This window comes from Ensifer sp. ENS10, from assembly GCF_014852025.1.
Lineage (GTDB): Bacteria > Pseudomonadota > Alphaproteobacteria > Rhizobiales > Rhizobiaceae > Ensifer.
In genome coordinates, this window is the sequence record NZ_JACVAS010000002.1 from 43,444 (window position 1) to 60,442 (window position 16,999).

General features: G+C 61.1%; 7 protein-coding genes and 1 tRNA gene. 5 read left to right on the forward strand and 3 right to left on the reverse strand.

Annotated elements, in window-relative coordinates:
* The first annotated feature begins 331 nt into the window (after window positions 1–331).
* A complete protein-coding gene (locus IB265_RS07225) occupies window positions 332–4,135 on the forward strand; it encodes a vitamin B12-dependent ribonucleotide reductase (RefSeq protein ID WP_192494690.1) in 3,804 nt (1,267 codons plus the stop codon).
* A 248-nt stretch (window positions 4,136–4,383) separates the two neighbouring features.
* Here the strand turns inward: IB265_RS07225 and IB265_RS07230 are convergent, their stop codons facing one another.
* From IB265_RS07230 to IB265_RS07240, 3 genes are all read right to left on the reverse strand, one after another.
* Entirely contained in the window at window positions 4,384–6,732 is a 2,349-nt protein-coding gene (locus tag IB265_RS07230; RefSeq protein WP_057250258.1) for an ethanolamine ammonia-lyase, read from the reverse strand.
* A 205-nt stretch (window positions 6,733–6,937) separates the two neighbouring features.
* Complete coding sequence (adhP, locus tag IB265_RS07235) at window positions 6,938–7,963, reverse strand: alcohol dehydrogenase AdhP (protein ID WP_110878641.1); 1,026 nt, start codon at window positions 7,961–7,963, stop codon at window positions 6,938–6,940.
* Between the two features lie 668 nt (window positions 7,964–8,631).
* Window positions 8,632–9,315 carry an RNA ligase family protein gene (locus IB265_RS07240; protein ID WP_192494691.1) on the reverse strand — a complete coding sequence of 228 codons (684 nt, stop codon included), beginning with the start codon at window positions 9,313–9,315 and terminating at the stop codon, window positions 8,632–8,634.
* A gap of 184 nt (window positions 9,316–9,499) precedes the next feature.
* Between IB265_RS07240 and IB265_RS07245 the strand changes: the two genes are divergently transcribed.
* The 4 genes from IB265_RS07245 (at window position 9,500) to IB265_RS07260 (ending at window position 16,998) form a co-directional block, all read left to right on the forward strand.
* Window positions 9,500–9,575: transfer RNA gene (locus IB265_RS07245), tRNA-Ala, on the forward strand.
* Window positions 9,576–9,784: 209 nt separating this feature from the next.
* Window positions 9,785–10,450, forward strand: a complete 666-nt coding sequence (locus tag IB265_RS07250) for a CBS domain-containing protein (RefSeq protein WP_058328223.1) — start codon at window positions 9,785–9,787, stop codon at window positions 10,448–10,450.
* A 211-nt stretch (window positions 10,451–10,661) separates the two neighbouring features.
* Window positions 10,662–13,124 carry a phosphoketolase gene (locus tag IB265_RS07255; RefSeq protein WP_192494692.1) on the forward strand — a complete coding sequence of 821 codons (2,463 nt, stop codon included), beginning with the start codon at window positions 10,662–10,664 and terminating at the stop codon, window positions 13,122–13,124.
* A gap of 22 nt (window positions 13,125–13,146) precedes the next feature.
* Complete coding sequence (locus IB265_RS07260) at window positions 13,147–16,998, forward strand: GH36-type glycosyl hydrolase domain-containing protein (protein ID WP_192494693.1); 3,852 nt, start codon at window positions 13,147–13,149, stop codon at window positions 16,996–16,998.
* Window position 16,999: the final 1 nt, after the last annotated feature.

Below are 16,999 nucleotides of genomic sequence, written 5' to 3' on the forward strand. Positions count from 1 at the left end.
GACGGCGGCGGACCGGATTGTTTAGCGCCCGGTTCATCTCACCAAATCGGCGGTTCTGACAGGCGGCAGTCATGGATTTCACCATGCGGTCGCCGTGAGGATTTCTGTGCGATTTTTTGGGCCTGCTGGGGCAATATTTGGCTGGCATAAAGATGCTGTTAACACTATATTTAGTGCTTGCAGCCAGCCTATCTCACAAGATACAGGGTCACCCAGTTATGGGTTTCTCTCCAAGGACGGAAGCTGAGACTGGCTGCGGGATGCCCCTCGCGGCCGGGCGGGGACAATTGCGCCTGTGGCAGGCGCTAGGCAACACGAAGGACCAGGGACAATGAAGATCGAACGTCGTTTCACGAAGGCCGGGCAATCCGCCTATGCGGAAATCGAATTCCGCAAGGCTACGAGTGAAATCAAGAACCCCGATGGTTCGATCGTCTTCCGCCTTGCCGATATCGACGTGCCGGCCCAGTTCAGCCAGGTCGCTGCCGACATTCTCGCCCAGAAGTATTTCCGCAAGGCGGGCGTGCCCGCCAAGATGAAGCGCGTCGAGGAGAACGATGTCCCCTCCTTCCTCTGGCGCTCCGTTCCCGATCAGGACGCGCTGAAGGCGCTGCCGAAAGAAGAACACTACGGTTCCGAAACCGATGCTCGCCAGGTCTTCGATCGCCTGGCCGGCACCTGGGCCTATTGGGGCTGGAAGGGCGGCTACTTCGACACCGAGGAAGACGCGTCCGCCTTCCAGGACGAACTTGCCTATATGCTTGCCACCCAGCGTGTCGCTCCGAACTCGCCGCAATGGTTCAACACCGGCCTGCACTGGGCCTATGGCATCGACGGCCCCGGCCAGGGCCACTTCTACGTCGACCCCTTCACCGGCAAGCTGACCAAGTCCAAGTCGGCCTACGAGCATCCGCAGCCGCATGCCTGCTTCATTCAGTCGGTCGCTGACGATCTCGTCAACGAAGGCGGCATCATGGATCTCTGGGTGCGCGAAGCGCGCCTGTTCAAGTATGGCTCGGGCACCGGCTCCAACTTCTCGCATCTGCGCAGCGAAGGCGAAAAGCTCTCGGGCGGCGGCAAGTCCTCGGGCCTGATGTCGTTCCTGAAGATCGGCGACCGCGCCGCCGGCGCGATCAAGTCGGGTGGCACCACCCGCCGCGCCGCCAAGATGGTCGTCGTCGACATCGACCATCCGGATATCGAGGAATACATCAACTGGAAGGTCAAGGAAGAGCAGAAGGTTGCTGCCCTCGTCACCGGTTCCAAGGTCGTCGCCAAGCACCTGAAGGCGATCATGAAGGCCTGCGTCAACTGCGACGGTACTGACGACGCCTGCTACGACCCGAAGCAGAACCCGGCGCTGAAGCGCGAGATCCGCGCCGCCAAGCAGGCGCTGGTTCCGGAAAACTATGTCCAGCGCGTCATCCAGTTTGCAAAGCAGGGTTACAAGGACCTCGAGTTCAAGACCTACGACACCGACTGGGATTCGGAAGCCTATCTGACGGTTTCCGGCCAGAACTCCAACAATTCCGTCTCGATCAAGGACGACTTCCTGCGCGCCGTCGAAGCCGATGGCGACTGGCACCTGACTGCCCGCAAGGACGGCCGCGTGATGAAGACGCTGAAGGCGCGCGACCTCTGGGAATCGATCTCTTACGCTGCCTGGGCGTCTGCCGATCCGGGCCTGCACTTCAACACGACGATGAACGACTGGCACACCAGCCCGGCCGCCGGCCCGATCCGCGCGTCGAACCCGTGCTCGGAATACATGTTCCTCGACGACACCGCCTGCAACCTCGCCTCGCTGAACCTGATGATGTTCAAGGATGCAGCGACCAAACGCATCAACATCGCCGACTACGAGCACGCCGTCCGCCTGTGGACCGTCGTCCTCGAAGTCTCGGTCATGATGGCGCAGTTCCCGTCCCGCGAGATTGCCGAACTCTCCTACGAATACCGCACGCTCGGCCTCGGCTATGCCAACATCGGCGGCCTGTTGATGTCCTCGGGCATCCCCTATGACAGCGCCGAAGGCCGCGCGATTGCCGGTGCGCTCACCGCAATCATGACCGGTGTCTCCTACGCCACCTCGGCCGAGATGGCAGAGAAGCTGGGTCCGTTCCCGGGCTTTGCGCCGAACCGCGACAACATGCTGCGCGTCATCCGCAACCACCGCCGCGCCGCCTATGGCGAGACGACCGGCTACGAGGCGCTCTCGGTCAACCCGGTCGCCCTCATCCATGGCGACAACCCGGACCAGGACCTCGTCATCCACGCCATGAGCGCCTGGGACAAGGCGCTGGAACTCGGCGAGAAGCACGGCTACCGCAACGCCCAGGCGACCGTGATCGCGCCGACCGGCACGATCGGTCTCGTCATGGACTGCGACACGACCGGCATCGAGCCCGACTTCGCGCTGGTCAAGTTCAAGAAGCTCGCCGGTGGCGGCTACTTCAAGATCATCAACCGCGCCGTACCGGAAGCGCTGCGTTCGCTCGGCTACAGCGAAAGCCAACTCGCCGAGATCGAGGCTTACGCAGTCGGCCATGGCAACCTGAACCAGGCGCCGGCGATCAACCCGTCGACGCTGAAGGCCAAGGGCTTCACCGACGAGAAGGTGGAAGCGGTGAACGCCGCGCTGAAGAGCGCCTTCGACATCAAGTTCGTCTTCAACCAGTGGACGCTTGGCGCCGACTTCCTGAAGGGCACGCTGAAGGTCACGGACGAGCAGCTCGGCGCGATGGACTTCAACCTCCTCGACCATATGGGCTTTACGAAGAAGGACATCGAAGCGGCCAACATCCACGTTTGCGGAGCGATGACGCTCGAAGGCGCCCCGTTCCTGAAGAACGAGCACCTGCCGGTCTTCGATTGCGCTAACCCCTGCGGCAAGATCGGCAAGCGCTACCTCTCGGTCGAAAGCCACATCCGCATGATGGCGGCTGCCCAGCCGTTCATCTCGGGCGCCATCTCCAAGACGATCAACATGCCGAACGAGGCGACCGTCGAGGACTGCAAGAACGCCTACATGCTTTCCTGGAAGCTGGCGCTGAAGGCGAACGCCCTTTACCGCGATGGTTCCAAGCTGTCGCAGCCGCTGAACGCCTCGCTGATCGAGGACGACAAGGACGAGGATGCGCTGGAGGATCTGATCCAGGCGCCGGCCGCCGCTCAGGCCGTGACCATCACCGAAAAGATCGTCGAGCGCGTCATCGAAAAGGTGATCCGCGCCCGCGAAAAGCTGCCGAACCGCCGCCAGGGCTACACCCAGAAGGCCGTTGTCGGTGGTCACAAGGTGTATCTGCGCACCGGCGAATTCGGTGATGGCCGCCTCGGCGAGATCTTCATCGACATGCACAAGGAAGGCGCTGCCTTCCGTGCGATGATGAACAACTTCGCCATCGCCATCTCGCTCGGCCTGCAATATGGCGTGCCGCTCGAAGAATATGTGGAGGCCTTCACCTTCACCAAGTTCGAGCCGGCCGGCATGGTCCAGGGCAACGATGCGATCAAGAACGCGACGTCGATCCTCGACTACGTCTTCCGCGAACTCGCCGTCTCCTATCTCGGCCGCCACGACCTCGCCCATGTCGACACGTCCGATTTCAGCAACACGGCGCTCGGCAAGGGGATCCAGGAAGGCAAGACCAACCTGATCTCCACTGGCTGGACCCGTGGCTACAAGCCGACCATCGTCGGTGGCACGGCCGAACGCGCCGGCGAGCCGAAGGGCTCGGCAACGGCTGCTCCTGCCCGCGCCTCTTCTGGCGCAACCGTAACGGCGATCGCCGGCAACACGGTGCGCAAGATCGAGACGACAACCGCCATCGCGACCTCCGAAATCGTCGCCTTCAAGCGCGATTACGAAGAACGTGCGGCGGAATTGGCCGAAGAGATTGCCGAGGAAACGGCTGAGACGGTTACGGAAGTGACGGCTCTCTTCTCCGACAAGGCAGCCGCCGAAGCGGCATCGGCCAAGACGGACGCCAAAAAGGTGGAGGCCGAGCGCCGCGCCCGCTCGATCATGCAGGGCTACACCGGCAACATGTGCACCGAGTGCCAGAACTTCACGATGGTGCGCAACGGCACCTGCGAGAAGTGCGACACCTGCGGTGCGACGAGCGGCTGCAGCTAACCTGCTCCACCGAGATGGTGGTGGTTGTGGTGACGTATCAATCAGTCACGCGGTTTTCATGGAACGCGTGACTGTCCCCCGACCAGAATTTTGCCCAGGGGCGTTTGAGCCGTGCCCCTGGGTTTTTTCGTGGATGGGACGTGACTCGGTCAGTCAGCGCGTCCTGTCGTGCTTGTGTGCAAAGCTGACGCCGCTGTTGCCGCTCCCAGGGCAGATACCGCTCTGCTGTCCTGCAGCACGATGCGCGATCATCCATATCGTCGGCTGCCGTTCACATCCTTGCCGATGATCTCCCGGATGATGGTCAGGGTCTCCCTCGCCGCCTCTTTAGGTGCAAGCGCGGTATCGGCGACGTTGCTGACCAGTTTCGTCATGTCGTGATCGATGTCCTTCTCAGCCCAACGCTTGCCTTTGGCGACGGTGATATAGACCGAGTAGGCGTGGTGCATGGTTCCGGGCCGCTCGCCGATGATGTGGAGAATTCCGCGGAAACTGTTGGGGTCGGCATCCTTAAAGAGCATCTCGCCGATCCTGTAGCCGGCCCGCACCCTGCCGCTGGTCACCAGGATGTTCTTGTCGCTCACCGTGACACCGGCGTCTCCAAGCAACCTTCGCATCTCTTCGAGGTAAGGCGCTAGATGCCCGTCATCCATGATGGCCTTGGCATTGAGACCGTCCGATATGACGATCTGACCTTTGGGCATGTCGGCCTTCCACGAAGCCCTTACCCGCTCAATCTCCTTGATGGAATCCGGGCTCAGCGTTTCACCGGTGGTCGGGTGCGCAATGTAGTCGTTTCGGTCCTTGGACAGGGTGCGAACCGGGACGACGCCGGGCACGGCAGCGATAAACTCCGGCGTAAGTTCGGCCCAAAGAGATTGTTTGGCGTCGTCATATAGACCCCTTACTTTCGTCGCGAGCGCAGGGTTGAGATCCCAGATCTTCTCTCCGTGGCCCGTCGCCAGGTCGACGCCTCTCGCTTCGACCTCCATCATCATCTGCCTGCCTTCGGCGTAGACAGTTTCCTTTGGCCGCTTGTCACCCTTGGCGAGGCGGTACTGGTAGTAGACCCAGAGGGGATCCCCGTAGTTTGACGTGTAGCTGTTGTCGTTGCCGACGATCCCGATGCGTTTGTAGAAATCCCACATCGCATCGTTGACCTTGAAGCCAAATTTCTCCCGTACGCGCACGTGATCCTGAAACGCGGTCGTGAGATAGCTCAACATCGGGTCATTTTTGGTGGGCAGAGCAATTAGGTAGGCCGGATTGGCCGGCATGATCTGGTCCTGGCACCAATCCAGATCGTCCAGGCTGACAGTCATATGCAGGGTGGTGCAGATATCGAGGCCGATGGTCAGCCCATGGAGCTTGCCCATGACCATGTCTTCGAGGCAGCACCGTACGAGTTGTTCGCGACTCTTGAAGACCTCCGGCCCGATGAAGCCGGCAACATCGTTGACATGGAGCCATGCGCCCTTGGGCTGCACCTTCGCAAGCTCCATGCTGACCGCTCTGCTGAAGCCATACTTTCGAGACTCAAGCACCATCATGTCGACGCCGTTTGCCACGCCGTTGGTGAATTCCGAGCCCTGCCCGGTCTCGAAGTAGAGGCCATATCTTTCCCCTGCCTTCGCGCTTGCATATTTCAGGATCTTCTCATTGGTGATGTCGAAGATCTTGTTGCAATCATCCGTTCCTGCGAGGCTCTGGAACACCGTGGAAACCGTTCCGGGGAAGCTCTCGCTCACCTCGGCCTGAACGTCGATGTGGGCGAGCACGCACCAGGGAATGACGTCAACCAGCTTGAAGGTATCGACGATATCCTTGAGGGCACGTTCCACCGTGACGACGCTGTTGACGGTACTGTCCACCGGGTTAGTGCCGATGACGATGTCGCCAGTCGCATAGGAGAATGCGTCGAAGACCTGCCACATGATGTCGTCGGGGTGGTCGGTTGGCGAATTCGGCTGAATACGCGCGCCCATATACCCCTTGGCCCCCAACTTGGTGCCGGGCATGACGTTGAAGATCTTTTGGCTGACGGAGATGAGCTCTTCGTTGCTCATCAGTTTCGGCACGCAACCGATCGTATCGCTGGTCAGCCCATTCATGATGCCTTTGATCTCTTCTTCCGATGCAGTCAGGAGAAACTCCTTCAGCTGGCCCATGGTCCAGTCTTTGACCTTTTCGTGCTGGGCCTGGTCCGTTGTCTGCCAGATCAGCCTTTGCAGATCGTCCTCAAGCAGCGGGCGCTGGTGAAGGTCTCCGATCTTCGTGCTTGCCAGAAGGGTCCGGGCGTTCGTTCGCGATGTGTCATTTTCCGCCACCACCCCGATCGTCTGATCTCCTTCCTTGAACGCGTTCGCACACCCCAGCACCTGCCGATAGGTCGTCTCGTCAAAACCGCCCTTGATCCTGCTGATATAGGCAAAGACGTCCTCGCCCTGCTTCACCTCATCGATCACAAGGGTGCCTCCGCCCGGTGCTGCCCGGGCAGCCTGGCTGTATGTGGCGAGCGTGGCCGCCGCAGTCCCTGCCACCAGCAGGAGATCTCGTCTGGACAGACCGTGCTGATCCGAGAACATGCCCTTGCTCATTGCCATTTCCTTTCTGCAAAAGGTCTCCGGGCATTTCGCCAAACGGCCCTGGTGAGGACGGCGATTTGAGGAGGCGCGCAGTTTGGGTGCGCAATACATTCTCCACTCCGGGCATGGGCCTGCTATTCCCATCGATCGATGCGGCACCGTTCCTTTGGCGGAAACGAAGCGGGGCCTCTCGACCGGACGGGCACGGCTGCGCCGGCTACTGCAGGCTCATGACGATGCGCCCGTCGATCTTGCCGGCCTCCATCCGGTGGAAGATCTCATTGATGTTCTCGAGGCTGTCCCATGAGAAATGCGGCGCCACCTTGCCTTCAGCCGCAAACTGCAGCGATTCCTCCAAATCCTGGCGGGTGCCGACGATCGATCCGCGCACCGTTATGCGCTTGAGCACCGTTTCAAATACCGGCACGGAGATCATCCCAGGGGGAAGGCCGACGAGCGCCATCGTGCCCCGTGATCGCAGGAATCCGAACGCCTGTTCCATTGCAGCAGGTGAGACCGCAGTTACGAGCGCCCCATGCACGCCGCCGGTCGCCTTGATTACCTGCTCTACGGCATCCTTCGCCTTACCGTTGACTGTAATGTCGGCGCCCAGCTGCTTTGCAAGTGCCAGCTTGTCGTCAAAGATGTCCGCGGCGACGACATGCATGCCCATCGCCTTGGCGTACTGCACAGCCATGTGGCCAAGGCCACCGATGCCGGAGACCGCGACCCATTCGCCGGGGCGGACTTCCGTTTCCTTCAGGCCCTTGTAAACGGTCACGCCGGCGCACAGAACCGGTGCAGCAGGGCCGAACTCCAGCCCGGTGGGCAGGCTGCCGACGAAGTCAGGATCCGCCAGTCCATACTCGGCAAATGTTCCGTCGACGGAATATCCGGTGTTCGACTGTGATGCGCAGAGTGTCTCCCAACCGGTACGGCAATGCGGGCAGTAACCACATGCGCTGTGAAGCCAGGGAACGCCGACCCTGTCCCCCTCTTTCACTCTCTTGACACCGGCACCCACTGCCGAGACATAGCCGACGCCCTCGTGTCCCGGAATGAACGGCGGGCTAGGCTTTACCGGCCAGTCTCCATTTGCTGCATGGAGGTCGGTGTGGCAGACGCCCGTTGCTTCATATTTGACGAGGATCTGCCCAGGTTGCGGCGTCGGCACCGCCACCTCCTCGATCACAAGGGGCGTGCGGAACTGCCGAACGACGGCGGCCTTCATCGTCTGGGCCATTGCTAATCCTCCTCCAAATCGCCGGGCCCACTGAGAGGCCCATTAAGGGAAGTGCGGAGCCGGCAGGCGCCCATGTCGGATACCGAAAAAGTGCACATTGATCCGGGCGCCATGGACGTTCGCGGCCGGGACTCGGGCGTCATTCATGGCTGACGCGCTCCGGCAAACTTGAACGAGGTTCGGGTGATGCCGTCGCTTGTATTAGCCTAAACCCGCGAGCATGGTTCGACAAGCGCATGGGGACGTGGCCTACGGTAACATACGGCGGCACGCGTCAATGACGCCCGTGCAGCTACAAACGCGCAGTCCTAGCCTGTGGCGCGACGCGTTCAGAACGATCGAGCTCGGCGCTCGAGAAGGCATCAGACCCGCCCAAAACCTGGCTGGCTCTGCTTCGAATCTGGCGCGCTGAGACCGGGGCCGCGACCGGCGGGCTCGACGCCACGGATGGCAACGGCTGGGCCTTCGTCCACTATCTCGCCATTGCCGAGCAGTATCGCGGCCAGGGCCTTGGCTTGACACGTTCGAATTCCAGGCCCGTCCCTTCATGAGAAGCTCGGTTTCGAAGTGTTCGGCGAGCTCGCAGGAGGACTGGGGGCGCGATTACGCGCTATTCCTGAAAAAGCGATCCTGAAATCGAGCACCGAGCAGCGGCGCGGACTTCCGGCCTATGGCGTCGCGTCAAGCCCCTCTCGCAACTCGTTCGGCACGACCGGGCCGGCCATCCAGTGTTTTTCATTTATAACGTGGCTAGATCGCACCCACTTGGCGATGCCATCAAAGAACCGAGCAGCGCTGCCCGCGCCCGCGGGGTAAGGCATCCGGTCGGCGAGCCGGACGACAAAGCCTTCCTGGCGCGACGTATCCAAGCCCGCTACCACATTTTGGATGACGTCATCGCTGAACGGTCCATCATAGAGGACCGGAACCGGCTCGATTTCCAACATTTCCAGGATTTCGAGCGTGGTATCCCAGTTCAGAAGCTCATTGCTGTCATCCCAGACGCCAAAGCCGTAAAAGAACGACCGCAGGGCGTTGCCGGATATGCGGGTATAGGCAACCGAGTGCCGGGCATAGAGATACTCGCCGGAAATCCGCCAATCATCCGGGATATGCGGTGCACGGCGCGCGTGGTAAGCGCGCAGCCAGTCACGTGACGGATGATAGCCGCTGTCCGGCGATCGGGCATAGGACCTGACCGTGGTCAGAGTCGTGCATTCGCCATCCATTTTTTCGGTAATGATCACACGTTCCCCCCGAAAGGGCGCAAGGTCCGGTATCCGCTTGTCGTCGCTTTGGAGCCCGGGACTTGTCGGCAGGTGATAGGTACGCGGGTATTTCAGATCATCCATCAGAACGTCTCTGCACGAACGGTGTGGCGTTGTCGATATGGGAATGTGCTCTACCTGTCAAAGTTGCACGCGCGAACACGACTTTGGCGAATGACCTGCCGCGACCCTTGTATTTCGAGCGGACCAAGGTCTGCTACGTTGCCCTTGCAAAGACCGTGGATTTGTTCATGATCCCACTTGCAATGGGGCCGTAGCTCAGTTGGGAGAGCGCCGCAATCGCACTGCGGAGGTCGAGGGTTCGACTCCCTTCGGCTCCACCAGAACACAACCGCGCGCGTCGAGAGCTAGTTAAATCCAATCGGGCTGTGCACGAGTGTTTGGGCTCGACTAGAAGCTGCAGCACGGGTTCTGCCAGCGCCAGCGCTCAACTCGAACATCTCCCCCACGAACAGGTTGTCGAACCGCCGCGATAGGTTTACCTTACGCCCGCTAATGACGGTACCAAGGTCCTTTTCGGAGTTGGATCGACATGCGCGTCAAAGATGTGATGACGACAAAGATCGTCAGGCTTTCGCCTGACAACAGCGTCAGACAGGCAGCCCGGATCATGTTCGACAGCCACGTCAGCGGCCTTCCGGTCGTTGACGATGAAGGCCGTCTCATTGGGCTGATCAGCGAGGGCGACTTGATCCGGCGGACGGAACTCGGTGGCGGCGGACCGCTGGCGGACGTGACGCTTGCGGCCGATGACAGGGCCCACGCCTATATACGCCGATCCTCCTGGAGGGTGGGCGACGCCATGACAGCCGATCCCGTTACCATCGACGAGGATGCGCCGCTCTCGCGGGTGGCGGCGCTGATGCAGGAACGTGGCATCAAGCGCCTTCCCGTTCTCAGGAACGGCGTTCTGGTCGGCATCGTCAGCCGCGCCGATCTGTTGCAGGCGGTTTTGTCGGCAAAGCAGGACGAGACGGCCGCGGGTGATGAAGCGATCCGGCGCAGCATTCTCGTGCGCCTCGGCGAGAACACCGGCCTCGAAGGTCTGGATGTGAAGGTCGCAGTGACCGATGGCATCGTTCATCTCTGGGGCAACGTGGAGACGGCCGAGTGCCGGAGGGCCGCACGGATCGTGGCCGAAAATGTCCGTGGCGTTCGGGGCGTGGTCGAGCACTTCTCGGAACCATATCCGCAATAGCGCCCCTTTTAATTGTGCCGCGACACGCAGGTGTTCGCGACACCGAGTTGGCAAGACGATCCCAGCCGCTGTCGTCCGAAGACAGGTGTTCCATCATTCTGCCCGTCGCCGGCAAACAGCAACGACCGTAGCGAATTCAAGAGACTGCAGTGGCTTGCACGACTGCAAGTCGGAGAAATCCAGGCAATGTCCTAATGATCGGGAGGTTCAGATGGTTTCGCCTGAAACGGTATCGATGAAAGAGACGGCATCCGGGAGCTCGCATTCAACAACGCCATTGTCGGCAGACGAACTCCGCCTGATGGACGCCTATTGGCGCGCCTCGAACTACCTTTCTGTCGGCCAGATCTATCTGCTCGACAATCCGCTCCTGCGCGAGCCGCTGAAACGCGAACACATCAAGCCGCGCCTGCTCGGCCACTGGGGCACGTCGCCCGGCCTCAACATGCTCTATGTGCATCTCAACCGCGTGATCAAGCGCGACGACCTCAACATGATCTATATCATCGGGCCGGGGCACGGCGGGCCGTCGCTGGTGGCGCATGCCTATCTCGAAGGGACCTACACCGAGTTCTATCCGAACATCGGTGAAGATGCCGAGGGCATGCAGCGGCTCTTCAAGCAGTTCAGCTTTCCAGGTGGCATCCCGAGCCATGTGGCGCCGGAAACGCCCGGCAGCATCCATGAGGGCGGCGAACTCGGTTACGCGTTGAGCCATGCCTACGGTGCCGCCTTCGATAACCCGGACCTCGTCGTCGCCTGCGTGGTCGGCGACGGTGAGGCCGAGACCGGGCCGCTTGCTACCGGCTGGCAGAGCAACAAGTTCCTGAACCCTGCCCGCGACGGCTGCGTGCTGCCGATCCTGCACCTGAACGGCTACAAGATTGCCAATCCGTGCTTCCTCGCCCGCATTCCGCGCGACGAGTTGCAGAAGTTCTTCGAGGGCATGGGCTACAAGCCCTACTTCGTCGAAGGGCATGATCCGGCAAGCGTGCATCAGCAACTCGCAGCTGTGCTCGATACGGCGACGGCCGAGATCCGGCGGATCTGGGACGATGCCCGCGTGAGGGGCAATCTGAAGCGGCCGGCATGGCCGATGATCGTCTTCCGCACGCCGAAGGGCTGGACCTGCCCCCCCGAGATCGACGGCAAGAAATGCGAGGACTACTGGCGGGCGCACCAGGTGCCGATGGGCGAGATGGACAAGCCCGAGCACATCCGCATCCTCGAGCAATGGATGAAGAGCTATCGCCCCGAGGAGCTTTTCAGCGATCAAGGCCGGCTGAAGCCGGAGATCGCAGCGCTCGCGCCAACGGGGCATCGCCGCATGAGCGACAATCCGCACGCCAATGGCGGCCTGTTGCTGCGTGACCTGAAGATGCCGGCGTTCCGCGACTATGCCGTCGAGGTTCCCCGTCCCGGCGGGACCAATGTGGAAGCGGCCCGCGTCATGGGCAAGTTCCTGCGCGACGTGATGAAATCCAACATGGACGCCAAGAACTTCCGCCTGTTCAGCCCGGACGAAAACAATTCCAACCGCTGGCAGGACGTGCTGGAGGTCACCAATCGCTGCTACATGGCCGAAATCTATCCGGAGGACGACCACCTCTCACCGGATGGCCGCATCATGGAGGTGCTGAGCGAACACCAGTGTCAGGGCTGGCTCGAAGGCTATCTGCTGACCGGCCGCCACGGCTTCTTCTCCTGCTACGAAGCCTTCATCCACATCATCGACTCGATGTTCAACCAGCATGCCAAGTGGCTGAAAGTCTGCAACGAAATTCCCTGGCGCCGGCCCGTCGGGTCGCTGAACTACTTCCTGAGTTCCCATGTCTGGCGGCAGGACCACAACGGCTTCAGCCATCAGGATCCCGGCTTCATCGATCACGTCGTCAACAAGAAGGCTGACGTCATCCGCGTCTACCTGCCGCCGGATGCCAACACGCTGCTGTCTGTCACTGACCATTGCTTGCGCAGCCGCAACTACATCAACGTCGTCGTGGCCGGAAAGCAACCCGGGCCGCAATGGCTGACAATGGAACAGGCCGTGCGCCATTGCAGCATGGGCGTCAGCATCTGGGATTGGGCGAGCAACGATGCCGACAGCGAACCGGATGTCGTCATGGCCTGCTGCGGCGACGTTCCGACGCTCGAAACGCTGGCCGCGGTGCAATTGCTGCGCGAGCATCTTCCGGAAGTGAAAGTGCGTGTCGTCAATGTCGTCAACCTGATGAAACTGCAACCGGCAGAAGAACATCCCCACGGCCTCACGGACCGTGACTTCGATGGTATCTTCACCAGGGACAAGCCGATCATCTTCGCCTTCCACGGCTATCCGTGGCTGATCCATCGCCTCACCTACCGCCGCACCAACCACGGCAACCTGCACGTTCGTGGCTACAAGGAGGAAGGCACGACGACGACGCCGTTCGACATGGTGGTGCTCAACGAGCTCGATCGTTTCCATCTCGCCGGCGATGTCATCGACCGCCTGCCCCAACTCGGGGCGCGCGCCGCCTATTTCAAGCAGGCAATTCAAGCCAAGCTGATCGAGCATCGGGAATATATCGAGAAGCATGGCGACGACATGCCGTCGATCAGCGGTTGGAAATGGGGCGTTCAGGGTGCGCAACAGGCGAAGCCGAGGACGTCGACCGAGGGTGACAACGTGTAGCCCGCAATGAAGGATCGGTCTGATGGTCCGGCCAGTTGGCAAGGTTGACGTCAGTGCGACACATCAGGCAGGCGTGCCTCCTGACACGATCCTGCTTTCGAATGGGCACTACAACGTGCTTCTGACCGAGGCCGGCGCCGGGTATGAAACCTGGCACGGCCTCGATATCACGCGTTGGCGTGAGGACGGCACACGCGATTGCTGGGGCCAGTTCTGCTACATCCGCGACCTTGAGAGCGGTGAGGTCTGGTCGATTGGCCGGCAGCCGATCTGCCATCCGGATGCGATCTACGAACACACGTTTCGCGGCGATCGTGCCGAGTACCGCTGTTTGCTCGGAGACATCGATATTCGATGGGACGTGTCGGTCGCACTGGATTGCGATGCCGAGGTGCGTTTGCTGAAACTCTGCAACAAGGGTAAGAAAGCGAGAAAGCTTGAGCTGACAAGCTATTCCGAAGTCTGCCTGAATGGCCGAAGCGCCGATAGCGCACATCCGGCATTTGCCAAGCTTTTCATCGAAACCTGGTTCGACACCGAAACAACCGCTTTGTTCGCGCGGCGCCGGCCGCGCAGTGCATCGGAGCGCCCCGTCTGGGCGGTGCACGTGTCTGCGTCAAGCCGCCAGGGCCATGCGGTGGAATATGAAACGGACCGCTACAGATTTCTTGGCCGGCGGCGGACGGCTTCAAACCCTGACGCCCTGGCGCCGGGGAGCCGTCTATCAGGGACGACGGGTCCCGTGCTCGACCCTATCTTCAGCCTGCGCCGGACAGTCGATCTGGAACCCTCCGGAGCGGAAGTGATCGCGTTCGTAACGGGCGCAGCCGATAGTGATGTAGACGCTGCCGCAATAGCAAGACGCTTCGCCAATATCGACGCCGCGCGCCAAACGTTGGTGGATGCCGAGAAAAACAATGAAGGCCCGCCCCGGTCACCCTCTCCTCAAGAGTTGGCCGTCTACAATCGGCTCGTAGCACATCTGGCATTTTCTGTTCCCGGCTTAAGGGAAGGCAGCACGCCCGACACGAGGCGGCTGAACCGCGACGACTTGGGATCGGCGGGACTATCGGGAGCCATCCCAATTCTCCTGCTGCGTATCGACAAAACAGGCGAGGACTCTCTCGTCGACAATGTCATCAAGGCCCACGCATTCCTTGCCAGTCGCGGATTTCCCTTCGATCTCGCGGTCCTCGATGAAAGGGAAGCCAGCGAAAGCTTGCAGTTGAGCGCCAAGGCGACGGCCCATGTGGAGCAAACCCTCGGCAAAGCCGGGGGTATTCATTTCCCACCGAGGGCCAGTGTTTCGGCCAGTGCAGAAAATGCGATCACGGCCGCCGCGCGCCTCGTCCTTTGCTGCAGTCAAGGATCCCTTTCAGATCAACTTTCGGCGAGATCGGCCACCACTTTTCCGACGCTGAAGGAGACCAGGACGAATGTCTCCGCCGCGCACGAAAGGCGTCACGAGGCACCACAGGATAGCCTGCTTTTTTGGAATGGCCGTGGAGGGTTTACCAAAGACGGGCGCGAATATGTGATCGCAGCGGACGCGACGCCAACGCCGTGGTGCAACGTCCTTGCCAATAGCGCGTTTGGCTGCCTGACCAGCGACAGCGGTCTTGGGTACACTTGGGCGGGCAACAGCCAACTGAACAGGCTCACGCCTTGGTCAAACGACTCGGTCTCGGACCCGCCGAGTGAAGTTATCTACTTGCGCGATGAGCAGACGGCGGAGCTATGGACGCCGACGCCTTTGCCTCTTGGCCAAACATCGACGACGAGAACGAGGCATGGCCAAGGTTACACGTGCTACGAAAGCAGTCGCGGACCATTGCATCATGAAATGGCTGTCCACGTGCCGGCCTCGGGAGCGATCAAGGTTGTGCGCCTTGCTATTCGCAACGACGGAAAACGACTTCGCCGCCTTACCGCCACCTACTTCGTTGAATGGGTCCTCGGCACGCTGCGCGAAAGCGCATTCTCCCGGATCGAATGCGAATTTGACAGCGAGATCGGTGCTATCGTTGCCCGGAGCGTCTGGGAGGGTGATTTCTCCGGAACGCTCGCATTCGCCGCCTCAAGCGCGCCTGTCCGATCGTTCACATGCGATCGGCGCGCGTTCCTCGGCAGAAACGGTTCCACCGCTCAGCCGGTGGGATTGGAAGGCTTCGATCTTGGGGGACAAACCGGTTCTCTGCTCGACCCCTGCGCAGCCCTCATGGTCAGCGCCTCAATCCCGCCGGCAGTGACCGTCGAGCTGGTATTCGTGCTCGGGCAGGCCGAAAGCCGCGAGGAAATGCGCAGGCTCGTCCGCGAACATGCCGAACCGAGGGGCGCCAGGAACGCGCTGGCAGCCGTTTCACAACAGTGGGATCATCTGCTGAACGCCGTCACGGTCCGAACGCCAGATACGGCCTTCAACCTCATGATGAACCGCTGGTTGCTCTATCAGGTGTTGGCTTGCCGTATCTGGGCGCGAACCGGGTTCTACCAATCCGGCGGCGCCTATGGATTTCGCGACCAGCTGCAGGACGTCGCAGCCCTCGTCCATTGCGCGCCCGATGAAGCGCGAGCGCACATCCTTCGCGCTGCCTCGCGCCAGTTTACCGAGGGAGATGTTCAACATTGGTGGCATCCGCCATCGGGTGCCGGCGTGCGCACACGCATGACGGACGACCTCTACTTTCTGCCCTACGTCGTCCATCACTATGTATCGGTCTCCGGAGACTACGGGCTCCTCAGCGAGCAGGTTCCTTTCATCGTCTCGCCGCCTCTAGAGGACGAGGAGGAGGAGCGTTACGAGGTGCCTCCGGCCAGCCAGGAGAGCGGGACCGTCTATGAGCACTGCTGTCGGGCCCTTGACCGAGGTTTGCGGCTAGGCAGCCACGGGCTTCCGCTTATGGGAACGGGCGACTGGAACGACGGCATGAACCGGGTCGGCGCGGAAGGCAAAGGCGAGAGCGTATGGAACGGATGGTTCTTTCTGACCGTCCTTGGATCCTTTGCCGCCATCGCATCGGCGATGGCAGATGACGAACGGGCCAAATCGTGCAAGGAGCGCGCCGAGACCCTGCGCATATCCCTGGAAACCCACGCCTGGGATGGCGCCTGGTATCGCCGTGCCTACTTCGACGATGGTACGCCCCTCGGGTCCCTGTCGAACGACGAGTGTCAGATCGACGCGATCCCGCAGGCCTGGGCAGTTATCTCGGGTGCTGCAGATGCCGAGCGCGCCGCGCAGGCAATGCGCGCGGTTTGGGAGCGGCTCGTTCGTACCGACAACGGCTTGATACAGCTTTTCGATCCGCCGTTCGACAAGGGCTCGCTACAGCCCGGCTACATAAAGGGCTATGTGCCCGGAATTCGGGAGAATGGCGGCCAGTACACCCACGCGGCCACGTGGGTGGCGCTGGCGACAGCATTGCTGGGGGATGGCGATCGGGCGTTTCAGCTCTGGAGCATGCTCAATCCCATCAACCATGCCCTGTCACCCAAAGACACCGACCGTTACATGGTCGAGCCCTATGTTGTCAGCGCCGACGTCTATGGGGCCGCTCCTCACACCGGCCGCGGGGGCTGGACCTGGTATACGGGATCGGCGGGCTGGCTGTACCGCGTTGGTCTTGAGGCCATTCTCGGCATTCGCCGTCAGGGGCCCCGGCTTTTTGTCGAGCCATGCATACCCGCCGGGTGGTCAACATACGAAGTGGACTTTCGTCATGGCAGATCAACCTATCGTATCAAGGTGAGCCGAGATTCCAAACGAGGACAGAAGCACTATTCGCTGAGCCTTGATGGCAGGAAGGTCGCTGACCGAAGTGTTCCACTCGTGGATGACGGACGAGATCACGACGTCCGCCTCGTGGTGGCCTAGC